The organism is Cellulomonas sp. ICMP 17802, assembly GCF_041295535.1.
Lineage (GTDB): Bacteria > Actinomycetota > Actinomycetes > Actinomycetales > Cellulomonadaceae > Cellulomonas.
In genome coordinates, this window is the sequence record NZ_JBGFQZ010000011.1 from 54,012 (window position 1) to 71,832 (window position 17,821).

The following is a 17,821-nucleotide window of genomic DNA, read 5'->3' on the forward strand; positions in this document are numbered from 1 at the left end:
CGCGTCGGCGTGTAGACACGGGTGCCATGACGCAGCCCGGCGCCGCCCCGCCCGACGACCGCACGGCCCTGCAGGACGGCCTGCGGCTGACGGCCGTCGCCCTCATGGACGCGGGGATCCCGTTCGCGCTCGTCGGTGGCTACGCGGCGTGGGCCCGGGGAGCACCCGAGCCCAGCCACGACGCCGACTTCGCCGTGACCGAGCAGGACGTGGACCGGGCCAAGGCGGCCATCGCGGCCGCGGGGCTCGACGTCCGGGACCCCGCCGAGAACTGGCTGTTCAAGGCGTTCCACCACGGGCAGCTGGTCGACGTGCTCTTCCGGATGGTGGGGGAGCCGGTCACGGCCGAGCTCCTGGCGCGCAGCGACGTGCTCGAGGTGCTGGCGGTGCGGATGCCGGTGCTCAGCGCCACGGACGTGGTCTCCGCCAAGCTGCGGGTGCTCGGGGAGCACGCCTGCGACTTCGGGCGCCTGCTGGCCATCGTGCGGGCCCTGCGCGAGCAGATCGACTGGGACCGGGTGCGCGCCGACGTCGGCGGCCACCCCTACGGCCGGGCGTTCCTCTTCCTCGCCGACGAGCTCGGGATCACCGACGTGCGGCCCACGCCCGGGACGGACGTCAGGCCCGGCCGCGCGGACGCGACCGGGCCCGAGGAGTAGAAGGGGTCACGCCTCCGGTGGGGCCGTCGGCTTGTTCGCGTTCTCGACGTCTGTCGCCAACGTCCCCAGGTACAGCTCGATCACCTTCGGGTCGTGCATGAGCTCGCGGCCCGGGCCCGAGTAGGCGTTGCGACCCTGGTCGAGCACGTATGCGCGGTCGCAGATCTGCAGGGCGCGCCGGGCGTTCTGCTCGACGATGACGATCGAGACGCCCGCCTTGTTGATCTTGCGGGTGCGGATGAAGGTCTCGTCCTGGCGCACGGGGGACAGGCCCGCGGACGGCTCGTCCAGGAGCAGGACGGACGGGTCCATCATCAGCGCCCGGGCCATGGCGACCATCTGCCGCTCGCCGCCCGACAGGGAGCCCGCGCGCTGCTTGCGGCGGTCGCCCAGGGTGGGGAAGAGGTCGACGATGAACGCGAACCGCTCGTTGTACTTCTTCGGCGCCTGGAAGATCCCCATCTGCAGGTTCTCCTCGATGCTGAGCGAGGGGAACACGTTGTTCGACTGGGGGACGAAGCCGACGCCGCGCTTGACCAGCGAGTCCGAGCGCAGGTGCGTGATGTCCTCGCCGTGCAGCGTGACGGCACCCTGCCGGACCGAGACCAGGCCGAACAGCGCCTTGAGCAAGGTCGACTTGCCGGCGCCGTTCGGGCCGATGATGCCGACCAGCTCGCCGGGGTGCACCACCAGGTTGCAGCCGTTGAGGATGTCGACGCCCGGGATGTAGCCCGCGTAGACGTCCTTCGCGTCGAGCAGCGGCTCGCCCGCGGGGGCCCCGCGGTGGACCGACGCCGCGTCGCTGGTGTCCGTGGCCGTGGTGCTCATGCGGTCTCCTCCTGCTCGCCGCGCGCGATCGCCTCGGCGCGGACCTCGGCCTCCAGCTGCTCGGTGACCTCGTCGTCGAGCAGGCTGTCGTCGCCCAGGTCCGTGTCGTGGTGCTTGCCCAGGTAGGCGTCGACCACGGCCTGGTCCTGCATGACGGTCTCGGGCGGACCCTCGGCGACGATGCGCCCCTCCGCCATGACGATCACCCAGTCCGAGATGTGCCGGACCATGTGCATGTCGTGCTCGACGAACAGCACGGTGGTGCCCTCGTCGCGGAGCGCCTCGATGTGGCCCAGCAGCGACTGCGTGAGCGCGGGGTTCACGCCGGCCATCGGCTCGTCGAGCATCACCATGATCGGCTTGCTCATCAGCGCCCGGGCCATCTCGAGCAGCTTGCGCTGGCCGCCCGAGAGGCTGCCGGCGAAGTCGTCGCGCTTGGTGTCCAGCTTGAAGCGCGCCAACAGCTCCTCGGCCTGGACCGTGATCTCCTTCTCCCGCGCACGCCACAGCGGCGGGAAGAGGGCGGTGCCCAGGTTCTCGCCCGGCTGCTTGGTGGCGCCGAGCCGCATGTTCTCGATGACGAGCATGCGGCTCAGGGCCTTCGTCAGCTGGAACGTGCGGACCATGCCGGAGCGGGCCACCCGGGCCGCCGAGACGCCGTGCAGCGACTTGCCGTTGAACGACCAGGTGCCCGTGCTGGGCTTGTCGAAGCCCGTGAGCAGGTTGAACAGCGTGGTCTTGCCCGCGCCGTTCGGCCCGATCAGGGCGGTGATGGCGCCCCGCTGGATCTCGATGTGGTCGACGTCGACGGCCGTCATGCCGCCGAAGTGCCGCGTGACGTGGTCGGCGACGACGATCGGGTCGGGCTTCTTGGCGCCGGGGATGCGGTCGACGTCGGCCAGGTCGGCCGCCACGGCGGCGCGCCTGCTCGCGGCGGGGGCCACCGCCGTGGAGGGAAGGTCAGCGGACATTGATCGCCAGCTCCTTCTTGTCGCCGAGGATGCCTTGTGGTCGGAAGATCACGAGCAGCATGAGCGTCACGCCCACGATGACCCAGCCGAACGCCTCGATCTGCTCGCCGCGCATCACCGTCTCGGGGACGCCGTCGCGCATGACCGTCTTGATCAGCATGAGGCCTGCCCAGAAGATGATCGACCCCAGCACGGGACCGAACACGGTGGCGGCACCGCCGAGCAGCAGGATCGTCCACATGAGGAACGTCATCGTGCGCCCCATGGAGTCGGGCTGCACGGCGCGGGGGAGCACGTAGATGATGCCCGCGACCGCGCCGATGACGCCGCCGAGGATGAGCGCCTGCATCTTGTACGAGTAGACGTTCTTGCCCAGCGAGCGGACGGCGTCCTCGTCCTCGCGGATGCCCTTGAGCACGCGGCCCCACGGCGACCTGATCAGCAGGTAGACGAGGAGGCACGCGAGGCCGACCACGAACCACGCGACGATGCGGATCCACCAGCCGTTGGAGGCGTTCGTCTGGTAGTCGAACGGCCCCAGCGACCACGTCGCGTCCGGCAGCGGCGAGGCGCCCTGGAACGTCTCCTTGTAGTCCTTGCCGCGCAGGCCCGAGGAGGCGCCCGTGAGGTGGGTCAGAGCGGTCGAGCGGCCGACCAGGCGGACGATCTCGGCCGCGGCGATCGTGACGATCGCCAGGTAGTCGCCGCGCAGCTTCAGCGTGGGGATGCCGAGGATCAGCGCGAAGATCGCCGCCGCGGCCATGGCGACCAGCACGGCCGCCCAGAGCGGCCAGCCGGCGATCGTCGCGATCGCGAAGCCGTAGGCGCCGAGCAGCACGAAGCCTGCCTGGCCCATGTTCAGCAGCCCGGTGAGGCCGAAGTGGATGTTCAGGCCGATGGCGCCGAGCGCGTAGGCGGCCGTCGTCGGCGTGAACGCCTCGGCGACGACGTTGGTGAGGATGCGGGACCAGTCCATGTCTGCTCCTTAACCGATCCGCTCGGCGCGGCCCAGGAGACCCTGGGGACGCACCAGCAGCACGAGGATGAGGATGAGGAGCGCCCCGGCGTACCGCATGTCGCTGGGGAGCACGAGGTTGGAGAGCTCGACGACGAGCCCGATGACGATCGATCCGGCCAGCGCCCCGAACGGGGCACCGAGGCCGCCGAGCGTGACGGCGGAGAACATCAGGAGCAGCAGCGCGCCACCCATGTTCCAGCTGGTCGCGTTGAGGTAGAGCCCCATGAGAACGCCGCCGAGGGCCGCGAGCGCCCCGCCCAGCGTCCACACGAGCCGGATGACCCGTTCGACCGTGATGCCGGACGCGGCGGCGAGCGCCGGGTTGTCTGAGACGGCCCGGGTGGCCCGGCCGGTGCGGGTGGCCAGCAGGAAGTACGCGACACCGCCGAGCACCGCGCCGGCGATGATCGCCGACCAGATCGACGTCACCGAGATGCGGACCGTGCCGATGGTGATGATGTCCGGGTTGGCGGTGACGATGCGCAGCGCGCTCGCGCCGAAGAAGAACTGGTACGTGTACTGCAGGGCCATCGACAGACCGATCGTGACGATCATCTGCTGGGTGGTCCCGACGCGCCGGCGGCGCAGCGGGTGCCAGATCGCGGCGTCCTGCAGCCAGCCGCTGACCGCGCCGGCGATGACCGCGAGCGCCCCGGAGACCAGCAGGGGGAGGCCGAAGGTCTGCACGCCGATGTACGCGAGGATCGCGCCCAGCGTGACCTGCTCGCCGTGGGCGAAGTTGCTCAGGCCGGTCGTGCCGTAGATGAGCGACAGGCCGACGGAGGCGAGGGCCAGGAGCAGACCGAACACGAGGCCGTTGACCGTCTGCTGCGCCAGTCGCGGCCAGCTGAAGCCGCCCTCGTTCGACGTCCCGGTCGGGGCGCCGGTCTCGCCGTCGCCGCCCGGGGCGGTGGTCGCGCTCGGCCCGGGTCCGCTCCCGCTGCCGCCCGAGGTGGGCTGCCCGAGGGGGAACAGCGCGCCGCTCGACGAGCCGAGGGTCACGGTCACCGTGCGCGGGTTGCCCTCGGGGTTCCGCAGCGACTCGCCCGCGGGGAGCGTGGCCGGGTCGAGCGTGACCGTGTAGTCGCCGGCCTGCGTGACGGCCGCGGTCCACTTGCCCTCGGCGTCGGTGGTGGCGGTCAACGTGGTGCCGCCCCCCTCGATCGTGAGGGTCACGCCGACGGCGGGCTGCCCCGTCGAGGTCCGGATGGTGCCGTTGATGCACCCTGTCGCCGGGTCCGCGACGCACGGTCCTGTGGCTGCGTGCGCCGCTGACGGCGCGAGCAGGAGGACGAGCGACGCGACCAGCAGGACGAGCAGGACGCTCGCGCTGCGGCGCAGGGTGGGGGAACGGTCCACGGTGGCGAGCTCTCGCACCTGGGACCTCCGTCCGTCTGTTCGGGTGTGGCGGTGTCGCAGGACGCGGCCTCGTTGCCGCGACCCCCTCGACGTCTGCCGGGTGGCAGGACGATAGGCAGGGATTGTGTCGTGTTCATTTCGTGAACGCGAGACCTCCGGCCCTTGCAGCGACCGGCGTGTCGGAGATTTCTGGTCGTTCGTCCAGAAATGGCCCGCCGTCCTTCGGATGAGGGACACCACAGGACTGGCACCAGCGACCAGGCTGGTCCATGATCGAGGGCGGCGCCATCGCGGGCAGAGGAGGTGCCACCCCGACCGGATCCCCCTCGTCCCGTCTGGAGGTACCGCGCCGTGCGTCTCGGTGTGCAAGTCCGCGAAGCCCTGCCCGACGACCTGGAGAGCCTCGTCGCGCTCTGCCTGACCGCCCGCCGGGAGGCCGCGGTCGGCTCGCAGATCTGCACGGACGACGCCGACCGCCTCCGCGACCAGCTGGGAGCGCTCCTCGCGGTGCCCGGCGGACGCGTGCTGCTGGGGCTGCTCGACGACGAGCCGTCGGGGCTGCTGCTGGCCCGCGTGGTGGGACCGGGCCCGTTCACCGACGTCGTGAGCCTCGACATCGAGGCCGTGTACGTGCTCCCCGCCGCGCGCCGTCGCGGGCTGGGGCACGCGCTCCTGGTGGCCGCGGCGACCGTGGCGGACGACGCGGAGGCCACCGAGCTCTACTCGTCGCCGCTGCCGGGTGCCCGCGGCATGCAGCGCTTCCTCGCCCGCCTCGGCTTCGCGCCGGCCGCGTCGCACCGCGTGGTGACCACGTCCGCCCTGCAGCGCCGGCTCGCGCACGAGCACGCCGGCGGTGCCGTGCGACGTTCCGGCCCGCGCGGCCTCGAGGACCTCATCGCCCGGCGTCGCCAGGTGCGCGAGGCCCGCCAGCTGGCCGACGAGCCGACGCCCGCCGCGGCGCGGGCGTCGGGAGCGGATCAGCCCAGGGCGTCGATCAACATGCAGGTGAGCCGCGCGGTGCAGACCGGCCGGCCCTCCTCGTCCTCGACCACGACCTGGTAGGTCGCCAGCGTCCTGCCCAGGTGCAGCGCCGTCGCGGTCCCGGTGACCCGTCCCGACCGCGCCGACCGGTGGTGCGTGGCGTTGAGCTCGATCCCGACCGCGGCGCGGCCCTCGCCCGCGTGCGTCATCGCGGCGAGCGAGCCGAGCGTCTCGGCCAGCACGGCGGACGCACCGCCGTGGAGCAGCCCGTACGGCTGGGTGTTCCCGGCGACGGGCATGGTCCCGACGACGCGCTGTGCGGAGGCCTCGGTCACCTCGATGCCCATGCGCTCGATGAGGGTGCCGGCGTAGGCCTGGACGGGGATCGTGGTGTCGGACATGGCAGATAGGTTGGCACCCGTGAGCGACGCACTGCCAGCGGTCCCGCCGGCCACTCCCGGAACGCCTGCCCGACTCCTCCTGATCGACGGTCACTCGATGGCCTACCGGGCGTTCTTCGCGCTCCCGGTGGACAAGTTCGCGACGTCGTCCGGTGAGCCCACCAACGCGGTGTTCGGGTTCTTCTCCATGATCGCCAACCTGCTGCGCGACGAGGCGCCGACGCACGTGGCGGTCGCGTTCGACGCAGGGCGGACCACGTTCCGCACCGAGGTGTACGAGGCGTACAAGGGCAACCGCGACGCGACGCCGGCGCCGTTCAAGGGCCAGGTCGCGGTGATCGAGCGCGTGCTGGAGACCATGCACATCCCCGCGCTGAGCAAGCCCCAGTTCGAGGCGGACGACATCCTGGCCACCCTGTCGGTGCAGGCCCGGGCGCAGGGCATGCAGGTGCTCATCTGCACCGGCGACCGCGACGCGCTGCAGCTGGTGAACGACGACGTGACCGTGCTGTACCCGGTCAAGGGCGTCTCGGAGCTCGCGCGCATGACACCCGCGGCGGTCGAGGCGAAGTACGGCGTGCCGCCCGAGCGCTACCCCGACCTCGCGGCGCTCGTGGGGGAGACCAGCGACAACCTGCCGGGCATCCCCGGCGTCGGCCCGAAGACGGCGGCGAAGTGGATCGGGCAGTACGACGGCCTCGAGGGGATCCTCGCCGCCGCGGACCAGGTGGCCGGCAAGGCGGGGGAGTCGCTGCGCGAGAACCTCGACCAGGTGCGGCTCAACCGCCAGCTCAACGCGCTGCTGACGGACCTGGAGCTGCCGCTCGGCCCGGAGGACCTGGCCGCGCGGCCGTGGGACCGTCCCGCGCTGCACGCCATCCTCGAGGAGCTCGAGTTCCGCGCGATCCGGGACCGGCTCTTCGCCATGCTCCCCGACGAGGCCGGTGACGGCCCGGGCACGGTCGCGGCCGCCCAGCTGGACCTCACGGTGCTGGGCTCCGGCGAGCTCGCCGACTGGCTCGCGGCCCGCGCCGGGGTGCCGCTGGGCGTCGACGTGCGCGGCTCGGGCGCTCCGGCCGGCGGCGACGCGTGGGGCATCGCGCTGGCGGACCCGGACGGCCAGGCGGCCGCGTTCGACCTGGCCGAGATCCACCCCCCGGACGAGACCGCGCTGGCGGCCTGGCTCGCGGACCCCACCGCACCCAAGATCGTGCACGCGTCGAAGGAGGCCTGGCACGCGCTCGCCGGGCGCGGCCTGCCGCTCGCGGGGGTCGTGTTCGACACCGAGCTCGCGGCGTACCTGTGCCAGCCCGACCGGCGCGCGTACGACCTGACCGACCTCGCGATCGGCTACCTGCACCGCGAGCTGGGCGCCGAGGAGGCGGCCGACGGGGCCCAGGGGGCGCTCGACCTCGAGCTGGACGGCTCCGACGAGGGCCGCCGTGCCGCGGTCCGCGCGGCCGCTGTCCGGGACCTGGCCGACGTGCTCGGCGGCGAGGTCGCCGACCGGGGCGCCACCAGCCTGCTCGAGAAGCTCGAGCTCCCGCTGGTCGACGTGCTCGCGCGGATGGAGCGGACGGGTATCGCGATCGACTCGGCGTACCTGTCGGGCCTCGAGCGGTCGTTCGACGGCCAGGTGCAGAACGCCGCCGCGGAGGCCTACGCGGTGATCGGCCGCGAGGTGAACCTCGGCTCGCCGAAGCAGCTGCAGGAGGTGCTCTTCGACCAGCTGGGCATGCCGAAGACCAAGAAGATCAAGACGGGCTACACCACGGACGCCGCGGCGCTCACCGACCTGTTCGCGCGCACGCAGCACCCGTTCCTCGAGCACCTGCTGGCGCACCGCGACGCCATCCGCCTGCGACAGACGGTCGAGGGGCTCCTGCGCTCGGTCGCGCCCGACGCGCGGATCCACACCACGTTCCAGCAGACCATCGCGGCGACGGGCCGTTTGTCGTCGGCGGACCCCAACCTCCAGAACATCCCGATCCGCACGGACGCGGGGCGCCAGATCCGGCGGGCGTTCGTCGTCGGCGACGGCTACGAGACGCTCCTGACCGCGGACTACTCGCAGATCGAGATGCGGATCATGGCCCACCTGTCGGGCGACGAGGGCCTGATCGACGCCTTCCGCTCGGGCGAGGACCTGCACAGCTACGTGGGCTCGCGGGTGTTCGGCGTGCCCACCGACGAGGTCACGCCGGCCATGCGCTCGAAGATCAAGGCGATGAGCTACGGGCTCGCGTACGGGCTGTCGTCGTACGGGCTCTCCCAGCAGCTGTCGATCGAGGTGTCCGAGGCCGCGGCGCTCATGCAGGACTACTTCTCGCGGTTCGGCGGGGTGCGCGACTACCTCACGGGCGTCGTCGACGTCGCCCGGAGCACCGGGTACACCGCGACGATCCTCGGTCGGCGCCGCTACCTGCCCGACCTCACCAGCGACAACCGCCAGCGCCGCGAGGCCGCCGAGCGGATGGCTCTGAACGCCCCCATCCAGGGCAGTGCGGCCGACCTCATCAAGGTCTCGATGCTGGGCGTCGACCGCGAGCTCGCCCGGCGTGGTCTGGCCTCTCGCATGCTGCTCCAGGTGCACGACGAGCTCGTGCTCGAGGTGGCGCCGGGGGAGCGGGACGAGGTCGAGGCCCTGCTGCGCGAGCAGATGGGTGCTGCGGGCGACGCGGCCACCGACGGCCCGCTCGACGTGCCGCTCGACGTCACCGTGGGCGCCGGCGGGTCCTGGCACGACGCCGGGCACTGACGCACCGACCGCGGGCGGTCGTCCTACGCGGGCGGCCGCCCGAGGTGCGTCACGAAGATCGCTGTGCCGGGGATCCGAGCGCCGCGCACCGGCCCCCAGCCGCCCCACGTCCGGTCGTGCCCCGCGGGCCACTCCGGCTCGACCAGGCGGTCGAGGACGAAGCCCGCGGCGACCAGCTCGGCCACGTGGTCGCCGAGGGTCCGGTGGTACTCGGCGTAGAGCACCGCGCCCGACTCGCCGATCTCGGCGTAGGGCGTGCGGTCGAAGTAGGAGCGCGTGGCGGTCAGCCCGGCCTCGCCGGGGTCGTCGGGGAACGCCCAGCGGACCGGGTGCGTCACGGCGAACACCCACCGGCCGCCCGGCCGCAGCACGCGGGCCACGGACGCGTGGACGCGGCCGGCGTCGGGCACGAACGGCAGCGCGCCGAAGGCGGTGAACGCGACGTCGAAGGAGGCGTCCGCGAACGGCAGCGCCCGCGCGTCGGCCTGGACGAGCGGGGTGGGCCGCCCGACCGCCGCGTCGTACCGGGCACCGGCCTCGAGCATGCCGGCGGAGACGTCCGTCGCGACGACGTCGACGCCCTCGCCGACGAGCCACCGCGCGCACTGCGCGGCGCCGGCGCCGACCTCGAGCACGCGTGCGCCGGTCAGGTCCCCCAGCAGGCGCGCGTCGGCCTCCCGGAGCCCCTCGGGGCACCAGCAGAAGTCGGCCGGCCCGAGGAACGAGCCGTGCTCGTCGAGGTACTCGTCGGCGTGCGCGTCCCACCAGCGGCGACCCGCGGTGCTTCCGGCGTCCACCGGGACGTCGAGGTAGCCGGCCTCGGCGAGGGAGTCGTCGTCCATAGGACCAGTGTCACCGCTCGGGGGCCGTGCACCTGGATACGCTGGGGGCACGGCAGCCCGAGGACGCGCTCCGATCAAGGACCCCCCGATCAAGGAGTGCCAGCGTGCGAGTCGGACTGCTCACGGGCGGCGGCGACGTCCCCGGCCTGAACGCGGCGATCCGCGCCGTCGTCAAGCGCGGCGAGGGCGAGTACGGCCACACCATCACCGGCTTCCGCAACGGGTGGCGCGGCGTGGTCGACGGGCTCAGCATGCCCCTGTCCCGCGAGGCGATCCGCAACCAGCTCGCGGTCGGCGGGACGCTGCTGGGCACCGCCCGGTACCACCCCCACGCGGACGACGGCGGGCTCGACGCGGTGCTGTCCACGCTCGAGTCGGAGAAGATCGAGGCGCTCATCTGCATCGGCGGCGACGGCACGCTGCACGCCGCGAGCAAGGTGGCCGAGGCCGGGATCCGCATCGTCGCCATCCCCAAGACCATCGACAACGACGTCTGGGGCACGGACCAGTCGATCGGCTTCGACACCGCGGTCTCCATCGCGACCGAGGCCATCGACCGCATCCACACCACGGCGGAGAGCCACAACCGCGTGATGATCGTCGAGGTCATGGGCCGGCACGCCGGCTGGATCGCCGCGACGTCGGGCATCGCCGGGGGAGCCGAGATCGTCCTGGCCCCCGAGGCGCCGTTCGACATCGACAAGATCGAGAAGTTCCTCAAGCACCGGCACCGCGCGCACGCCAGCTTCTCGATCATCGTCGTGGCCGAGGGTGCGGTCCCCGCGCCGGGCACGTCGATGGACTACGAGACGCAGGTGGGCAAGTTCGGCGACATCGTCGCGGGCGCCATCGGTGAGCGGCTGAAGGTGGAGATCGAGCAGCGCACGGGCTTCGACACCCGCGTCGTGGTGCTCGGGCACGTGCAGCGCGGGGGCATCCCCACGCACGTGGACCGGATCCTCGGCTCGCGGTTCGGCGTGGCGGCCATCGACGCCGCCAGCGCGGGGCAGTCGAACGTCATGACGGCGCTGCGCGGCGAGTCCGTGGTGATGGTGCCGCTGAGCGAGGTGGCCGGGAAGGTCAAGTACGTGCCCGACGACCTGCTGGCGGTGGCCCGGGCGCTCGCCTGATCTGCTTTGACCTGCGCATCGTCACCCAGATAGGGTGGACGGCGGTGCCGCGCGCCTTGTTGCGTCGGCGTGTCCTCACTCGTACTGCTCGTGCGAGGGCTCTCTCCGGGGGGTCGAGGCCGTCCCATCGATCGCGATCACCACACGCATGTCACGTGCCGCCGGCACAACGTTCAGCCCGTACAACTTCCCTGTCCGCATCGGAGCCCATCCCTACATGAGCATCACCACCCCCGCGAAGCCCGCCACGCCGCAGGTCGCGATCAACGACATCGGCTCGGCCGAGGACTTCCTCGCCGCGATCGACGCCACCATCAAGTACTTCAACGATGGCGACATCGTCGAGGGCACCATCGTCAAGGTCGACCGCGACGAGGTCCTGCTCGACATCGGTTACAAGACCGAGGGCGTCATCCCCTCCCGTGAGCTGTCCATCAAGCACGACGTGGACCCCGGTGAGGTTGTCAAGGTCGGCGACGCAGTCGAGGCCCTCGTCCTCCAGAAGGAGGACAAGGAAGGCCGGCTGATCCTGTCCAAGAAGCGCGCGCAGTACGAGCGCGCCTGGGGCACGATCGAGAAGATCAAGGAGGAGGACGGCGTCGTCACCGGCACCGTCATCGAGGTCGTCAAGGGCGGCCTCATCCTCGACATCGGTCTGCGCGGCTTCCTGCCCGCGTCGCTGGTGGAGATGCGTCGCGTCCGCGACCTCCAGCCGTACGTCGGCAAGGAGATCGAGGCCAAGATCATCGAGCTCGACAAGAACCGCAACAACGTGGTCCTGTCGCGCCGCGCCTGGCTCGAGCAGACGCAGTCCGAGGTGCGCTCCACCTTCCTGCAGACGCTGCAGAAGGGCCAGGTCCGCCCCGGTGTCGTGTCCTCGATCGTCAACTTCGGTGCGTTCGTGGACCTGGGCGGCGTGGACGGGCTCGTGCACGTCTCCGAGCTGTCCTGGAAGCACATCGACCACCCGTCCGAGGTCGTCGAGGTCGGCCAGGAGGTCACCGTCGAGGTTCTCGACGTCGACTTCGACCGCGAGCGTGTCTCCCTGTCGCTGAAGGCGACGCAGGAGGACCCGTGGCAGGCCTTCGCCCGCACGCACGCCATCGGCCAGGTCGTCCCGGGCAAGGTCACCAAGCTGGTCCCGTTCGGTGCGTTCGTGCGCGTCGAGGACGGCATCGAGGGCCTGGTGCACATCTCGGAGCTGGCCGTGCGCCACGTCGAGATCCCGGAGCAGGTCGTCCAGGTCGGCGACGACGTCTTCGTCAAGGTCATCGACATCGACCTGGAGCGTCGCCGCATCTCGCTGTCGCTCAAGCAGGCGAACGAGGGCTTCGACCCGGCCAGCGAGGACTTCGACCCCGCGCTGTACGGCATGGCGGCGGAGTACGACGAGGCCGGCAACTACAAGTACCCCGAGGGCTTCGACCCGGCCACGAACGAGTGGCTCGAGGGCTTCGAGGCGCAGCGCGAGGTGTGGGAGGCGCAGTACGCGCAGGCCCACGAGCGCTGGGAGGCGCACCGCAAGCAGGTCGCCGACGCCGCGAAGGCCGACGCGGAGGCCGCCAGCGGCGCCGCCGAGGGTGCCACGGCCACGTCGTCGAGCTCGTCGGCCGGCCCGGTGCCGTCCACGTACTCGTCGTCCACCGAGGAGGCCGCGGGCACGCTCGCGTCCGACGAGGCGCTCGCCGCTCTGCGCGAGAAGCTCACGGGTAACTGAACCCACCCGCTCGATGGCCGGTCACCTTCCGAGGTGGCCGGCCATCGGCGTACCTGCCCTCGGCAGGGCAGGATGGGCGGATGCAACGCATCGGTCTGACAGGCGGGATCGCGGCCGGCAAGTCCGTCGCGGCGCGGCGGCTGGGCGAGCTCGGCGCGGTGGTGATCGACTCCGACGTGCTGGCGCGCGAGGCGGTGGCCCCCGGGTCGGCCGGGCTGGACGCGGTCGTCGACGAGTTCGGCGACGGGGTGCTCGCGGCCGACGGGTCCCTGGACCGGGCGGCGCTCGCCGCGATCGTGTTCTCCGATCCCTCGGCGCGCGCCCGGCTCGACGCGATCGTGCACCCGATCGTCCGGCGGCTCTCCGCCGAGCGCGAGGCGTCGTCGGCGGTCACGGACCACGGTGCGGTCGTCGTGCACGACATCCCGCTGCTGGTCGAGACCGGCCAGGCCGACGCGTTCCACGTGCTCGTGGTCGTGCACGCGCCGGCCGTGCTGCGCGTCGAGCGGCTGGTCCGGCTGCGCGGCATGGACCGGGCCGAGGCCGAGGCCCGGGTGTCGGCGCAGGCGAGCGACGACGAGCGCCTGGCCGTCGCGGACGTGGTGCTGGACGGCACGGGCAGCGACGACCACCTGCGCGCGCAGGTCGACGAGCTCTGGGACCGGCTCGCGGTCGAGCGCGCCGACGAGATCGCGGCCGAGACCCCGTGACCCGCGTCCTGCTGACCGGGTTCGGGCCCTTCGAGGGGCAGACCGTGAACGCGTCGTGGCTGGCCGTGCGCGAGGTGGCGGCCTGGTGGACCGGCCCGGCGGAGCTCGAGGTGCGCGAGCTGCCGGTGTCCTTCCGTGGCGCCCGGCAGCAGCTGCGCGTCGCCGTCGCGGAGCTCGAGCCCGACCTGGTGGTGTGCGTCGGGGAGGCGGGCGGCACGTCGGCCGTGCGGGTCGAGCGCGTGGCGGTCAACGTCATCGACGCGCGCATCCCGGACGTCGACGGGTCGGCGCCGGTCGACGTCCCCGTCATCGCGGGCGCGCCCGCCGCGTTCTTCTCGACCCTGCCCGTCAAGGCCGGTGTCGCCGCCGTGCGCGACGCGGGGGTGCCCGTCGAGGTGTCGAACACCGCGGGGCTCTTCGTCTGCAACGCCACCTTCTACGCCCTGCAGCACCTCCTCGCCGGCACCGCCGTGCGCAGCGGGTTCGTGCACGTCCCGCGGACGCGCGCGCAGGTCCGCGACGGCGAGCCGGCGCTCGACACCGTCGACGCCGCGACCGCCGTCCTGGCCGTGCTGCGGGCGTCGCTGTCGACGACCACCGACCTCCGGGCGTCGGAGGGCACCCTCGCGTAGGCCGGGCCCGCACGTGTCGGTGGGGGCACGTACGGTTGTGGCATGCGTCCTGTCACCGACCTCCAGCGGACCGTCGCGCCGTTCGAGGTGATCTCCGAGTACACGCCGTCGGGTGACCAGCCGAAGGCGATCCAGGAGCTGGCGGCCCGCATCAACGCGGGCGAGAAGGACGTGGTGCTGCTCGGCGCCACGGGCACCGGCAAGTCCGCGACCACGGCCTGGCTCATCGAGCAGGTGCAGCGCCCGACGCTGGTGATGGCGCCCAACAAGACGCTCGCCGCGCAGCTGGCCACGGAGTTCCGGGAGCTGCTGCCCAACAACGCCGTCGAGTACTTCGTCTCGTACTACGACTACTACCAGCCCGAGGCGTACATCGCGCAGACGGACACCTACATCGAGAAGGACTCGTCGATCAACGACGAGGTCGAGCGCCTCCGGCACTCGGCGACCAGCTCGCTGCTCACGCGGCGGGACGTCATCGTGGTCGCCTCGGTCAGCTGCATCTACGGCCTGGGCACCCCGCAGGAGTACGTCGACCGCATGGTGACGCTCTCGGTCGGCGACCAGGTGGACCGCGACCAGCTGCTGCGCAAGTTCGTCACCATGCAGTACACCCGCAACGACATGGCGTTCACGCGCGGGACGTTCCGGGTGCGCGGCGACACGGTCGAGATCATCCCGGTGTACGAGGAGCTCGCCATCCGGATCGAGTTCTTCGGCGACGAGATCGAGGCGATCGCGACCCTGCACCCGCTGACCGGCGACGTCGTGCGGTCCGAGAAGCAGATGCACATCTTCCCGGCCACCCACTACGTGGCGGGCCCGGAGCGCATGGAGCGCGCGATCAACGGGATCGAGCTCGAGCTGGAGGAGCGGCTGGCGGAGCTGGAGCGGCAGAACAAGCTGCTCGAGGCCCAGCGGTTGCGCATGCGCACCACGTACGACATCGAGATGATGCGCCAGATCGGCTCCTGCTCGGGCATCGAGAACTACTCGCGGCACATCGACGGCCGCAGCGCGGGCACCGCGCCGAACACGCTGATCGACTACTTCCCCGAGGACTTCCTGCTGGTCATCGACGAGTCGCACGTGACGGTGCCGCAGATCGGGGCGATGTTCGAGGGCGACATGTCGCGCAAGCGGGCCCTCGTGGACCACGGCTTCCGGCTGCCCAGCGCGACCGACAACCGGCCGCTGCGGTGGGAGGAGTTCGTCGAGCGGATCGGCCAGACCGTGTACCTGTCCGCGACGCCCGGCAACTACGAGCTGTCGATCTCGGACGGCGTGGTGGAGCAGATCATCCGGCCCACCGGGCTGGTGGACCCCAAGGTCGTGGTCAAGCCCACGACGGGGCAGATCGACGACCTGCTGGGCGAGATCCACGACCGCGTCGAGAAGGACGAGCGCGTCCTGGTGACCACGCTGACCAAGAAGATGGCCGAGGACCTCACGGACTACTTCCTGGAGAAGGGCGTCCGCGTCCGGTACCTGCACTCCGAGGTGGACACGCTGCGCCGCGTCGAGCTGCTGCGCGAGCTGCGGCTCGGCGAGTACGACGTGCTCGTGGGCATCAACCTGCTGCGCGAGGGGCTCGACCTGCCCGAGGTGTCGCTGGTGGCCATCCTCGACGCCGACAAGGAGGGCTTCCTGCGGTCGGGGCGGTCGCTGATCCAGACCATCGGCCGTGCCGCGCGCAACGTGTCGGGCGAGGTGCACATGTACGCCGACCGGATCACGGACGGCATGGCGCTCGCCATCGAGGAGACCGCCCGCCGGCGCGAGCGCCAGGTCGCGTACAACCTCGAGAACGGCATCGACCCCACGCCGCTGCGCAAGAAGATCGGCGACATCACGGACCTGCTGGCCCGCGAGGACGCCGACACGGCCGAGCTGCTCGGGGGCGGCGGTCGGCAGACCAGCCGCGGCAAGGCACCGGTGCCCGGCTTCGGCTCGAAGAAGGGCGCGCCGCGCGACGAGCGGACCCGCCTCACCGGCGCGGCCGCCGGCGAGCTGGCGGACCTGATCCAGCAGCTGTCGGACCAGATGCACGCGGCGGCGGGCGAGCTCCAGTTCGAGCTGGCCGCGCGCCTGCGCGACGAGATCTCCGGCATGAAGAAGGAGCTGCGGCAGATGCAGGCGGCGACGGCGTAGGAGGGAGCGGTCATGGCGGTCCCCGTCCAGGTGACGTTCGACGCGGCGGACCCGGAGGCGCTCGGCCGGTTCTGGGGCGAGGTGCTCGGCTACGTCGAGCAGCCGCCGCCCGAGGGGTACGCCAGCTGGGACGCGTTCCTCGACTCGATCGGCGCCCCGCCCGAGGACCGCGACTCGACGTACGCGGTGATCGACCCGGACGGTGTCGGCCCGCGGCTGCTGTTCCAGCGGGTGCCCGAGGGCAAGACGGCCAAGAACCGGGTGCACCTCGACGTCGACGTGGGCGCGGGGCTCGACCGCGCGGACCGTCCGGCGCGCTGCCGCCAGAGGGTGGCGGAGCTCGAGCGGCTCGGTGCCACGCAGCTGCGGGTGTTCGAGGGCGAGGAGGGTCCGGGCTCGTTCTGGATCGTCATGGCGGACCCGGAGGGCAACGAGTTCTGCCTGCAGTGACGCCCGCCACGGCGGTCCGGTCGCCCCGCCGGCACGGGCGTGGCCTATGCTTGCCCACGTTGAAGGGGAGTACCCCACACACGATCCCGTCGTCATCACGGACCCGCCCGCGCGGGGCCCGGCTGGATCGGTCCGCGAGAGCACGACGCGGGCGGGGGAGACCTTCGGTACCGAAGCAACTCTCGTACCGGAGGTTCCCGCATGGATGTGTCCGGCTGGGTCTGGGCAGCGACAGCCGTCGGCGTCGTCGGACTGATCGTCTTCGACTTCTTCGCGCACGTACGCACTCCGCACGCCCCGACGTTCCAGGAGTCGGTGCGCTGGTCGATCTTCTACATCGCGCTCGCGCTGGTCTTCGGCGTGGTGGTCGGCATGGTCTGGGGCTGGGGCCCCGGCAGCGAGTACTTCGCCGGGTACGTCACCGAGAAGAGCCTCTCGGTCGACAACCTCTTCGTCTTCCTCATCATCATGACCAAGTTCGCCGTCCCCCGGGAGTACCAGCAGAAGGTCCTGCTGGTTGGCGTGGTCATCGCGCTGGTGCTCCGGACGATCTTCATCCTGGCCGGCGCGGCGGCGATCGAGCAGTTCTCGTGGGTGTTCTACATCTTCGGCCTGTTCCTGGTGTACACGGCGGTGAAGCTGGCGCGTGAGCACCACGACGCCGCGCACCCGGACCCGCGCGAGGAGCGTGACGGCCTCGCGGTGCGGATGCTCAAGCGCGTGCTGCCGACCACGAACGAGTACCACGGCGACCGGCTGACGGTGAAGATCGACGGCAAGCGGTTCCTCACGCCGATGCTCGTGGTGATGGTCGCGATCGGCTCGACCGACATCCTGTTCGCGCTCGACTCGATCCCGGCGATCTACGGGCTGACCGAGGAGCCGTACATCGTCTTCACGGCGAACGCGTTCGCGCTGCTCGGCCTGCGGCAGCTGTACTTCCTCATCGGCGGGCTGCTCGAGCGGCTGGTGTACCTGTCGCAGGGCCTCGCCGTCATCCTCGGCTTCATCGGCCTGAAGCTGGTGCTGCACGCGCTGCACGTCAACGAGCTGCCGTTCATCAACAACGGTGAGCCCGTCGAGTGGGCCCCCGAGATCCCCATCTGGCTGTCGCTGACCGTCATCCTCGGCACCCTCGCGGTCGCCACGGTGGCCAGCCTGCTGAAGACCCGCAACGACGAGCGCATCGCCTCGTCCACCGAGAGCTGAGGACA

At 71.6% G+C, this 17,821-nt stretch carries 16 protein-coding genes; 10 read left to right on the plus strand and 6 right to left on the minus strand.

Annotated features, from left to right (window positions below; all coding sequences use genetic code 11):
• Positions 1-26 precede the first annotated feature (26 nt).
• The gene (locus AB5970_RS10890) at positions 27-659 is read left to right on the plus strand and encodes a hypothetical protein (protein WP_370503960.1); all 633 of its coding nucleotides are present in this window, start codon (positions 27-29) and stop codon (positions 657-659) included.
• Positions 660-665: 6 nt separating this feature from the next.
• Here the strand turns inward: AB5970_RS10890 and AB5970_RS10895 are convergent, their stop codons facing one another.
• The 4 genes from AB5970_RS10895 to AB5970_RS10910 are packed head-to-tail and all read right to left on the minus strand — an operon-like array spanning position 666 to position 4,853.
• Positions 666-1,487 (minus strand): ABC transporter ATP-binding protein, encoded by an 822-nt coding sequence (locus AB5970_RS10895; RefSeq protein ID WP_370503961.1) that lies wholly within the window; start codon positions 1,485-1,487, stop codon positions 666-668.
• Positions 1,484-2,458, minus strand: coding sequence for an ABC transporter ATP-binding protein (locus AB5970_RS10900; protein WP_370503962.1), 975 nt, complete (start codon positions 2,456-2,458; stop codon positions 1,484-1,486). Before AB5970_RS10900 ends, AB5970_RS10895 begins: the two co-directional genes overlap by 4 nt.
• Complete coding sequence (locus AB5970_RS10905; RefSeq protein ID WP_370503963.1) at positions 2,448-3,434, minus strand: branched-chain amino acid ABC transporter permease; 987 nt, start codon at positions 3,432-3,434, stop codon at positions 2,448-2,450. Before AB5970_RS10905 ends, AB5970_RS10900 begins: the two co-directional genes overlap by 11 nt.
• Positions 3,435-3,443: 9 nt before the next feature.
• The gene (locus AB5970_RS10910) at positions 3,444-4,853 is read right to left on the minus strand and encodes a branched-chain amino acid ABC transporter permease (RefSeq protein ID WP_370503964.1); all 1,410 of its coding nucleotides are present in this window, start codon (positions 4,851-4,853) and stop codon (positions 3,444-3,446) included.
• A 345-nt stretch (positions 4,854-5,198) separates the two neighbouring features.
• Between AB5970_RS10910 and AB5970_RS10915 the strand changes: the two genes are divergently transcribed.
• Positions 5,199-5,897, plus strand: coding sequence for a GNAT family N-acetyltransferase (locus AB5970_RS10915; protein WP_370503965.1), 699 nt, complete (start codon positions 5,199-5,201; stop codon positions 5,895-5,897).
• Here the strand turns inward: AB5970_RS10915 and AB5970_RS10920 are convergent.
• On the minus strand, positions 5,813-6,217 hold the full coding sequence (locus AB5970_RS10920) for a PaaI family thioesterase (RefSeq protein WP_370503966.1): 405 nt from the start codon (positions 6,215-6,217) through the stop codon (positions 5,813-5,815). The two genes, AB5970_RS10915 and AB5970_RS10920, sit on opposite strands and share 85 nt — an antisense overlap.
• On the opposite strand from AB5970_RS10920, the gene polA reads away from it, so the two are divergent.
• Positions 6,216-8,975: a DNA polymerase I gene (polA, locus tag AB5970_RS10925; protein WP_370503967.1), complete on the plus strand. Its 2,760-nt coding sequence runs from the start codon at positions 6,216-6,218 to the stop codon at positions 8,973-8,975. The genes AB5970_RS10920 and polA overlap by 2 nt on opposite strands.
• 23 nt (positions 8,976-8,998) lie before the next feature.
• On the opposite strand, the gene AB5970_RS10930 is transcribed toward polA, so the two are convergent.
• On the minus strand, positions 8,999-9,817 hold the full coding sequence (locus AB5970_RS10930; protein ID WP_370503968.1) for a class I SAM-dependent methyltransferase: 819 nt from the start codon (positions 9,815-9,817) through the stop codon (positions 8,999-9,001).
• A 104-nt stretch (positions 9,818-9,921) separates the two neighbouring features.
• Here AB5970_RS10930 and AB5970_RS10935 point away from each other — a divergent pair, with 104 nt between their 5' ends.
• The 7 genes from AB5970_RS10935 (at position 9,922) to AB5970_RS10965 (ending at position 17,816) form a co-directional block, all read left to right on the plus strand.
• Positions 9,922-10,947 (plus strand): 6-phosphofructokinase, encoded by a 1,026-nt coding sequence (locus AB5970_RS10935; protein ID WP_370503969.1) that lies wholly within the window; start codon positions 9,922-9,924, stop codon positions 10,945-10,947.
• Positions 10,948-11,164: 217 nt separating this feature from the next.
• Complete coding sequence (rpsA, locus tag AB5970_RS10940) at positions 11,165-12,664, plus strand: 30S ribosomal protein S1 (RefSeq protein ID WP_370503970.1); 1,500 nt, start codon at positions 11,165-11,167, stop codon at positions 12,662-12,664.
• An 80-nt stretch (positions 12,665-12,744) separates the two neighbouring features.
• A complete protein-coding gene (gene coaE, locus AB5970_RS10945; protein ID WP_370503971.1) occupies positions 12,745-13,374 on the plus strand; it encodes a dephospho-CoA kinase in 630 nt (209 codons plus the stop codon).
• Entirely contained in the window at positions 13,371-14,006 is a 636-nt protein-coding gene (gene pcp, locus AB5970_RS10950) for a pyroglutamyl-peptidase I (RefSeq protein WP_370503972.1), read from the plus strand. Before coaE ends, pcp begins: the two co-directional genes overlap by 4 nt.
• Before the next feature lie 42 nt (positions 14,007-14,048).
• Positions 14,049-16,157 (plus strand): excinuclease ABC subunit UvrB, encoded by a 2,109-nt coding sequence (gene uvrB, locus AB5970_RS10955; protein ID WP_370503973.1) that lies wholly within the window; start codon positions 14,049-14,051, stop codon positions 16,155-16,157.
• A 12-nt stretch (positions 16,158-16,169) separates the two neighbouring features.
• Entirely contained in the window at positions 16,170-16,607 is a 438-nt protein-coding gene (locus AB5970_RS10960; RefSeq protein WP_370503974.1) for a VOC family protein, read from the plus strand.
• Between the two features lie 201 nt (positions 16,608-16,808).
• A complete protein-coding gene (locus AB5970_RS10965; protein WP_370503975.1) occupies positions 16,809-17,816 on the plus strand; it encodes a TerC family protein in 1,008 nt (335 codons plus the stop codon).
• The last annotated feature ends 5 nt before the right edge of the window (positions 17,817-17,821 follow it).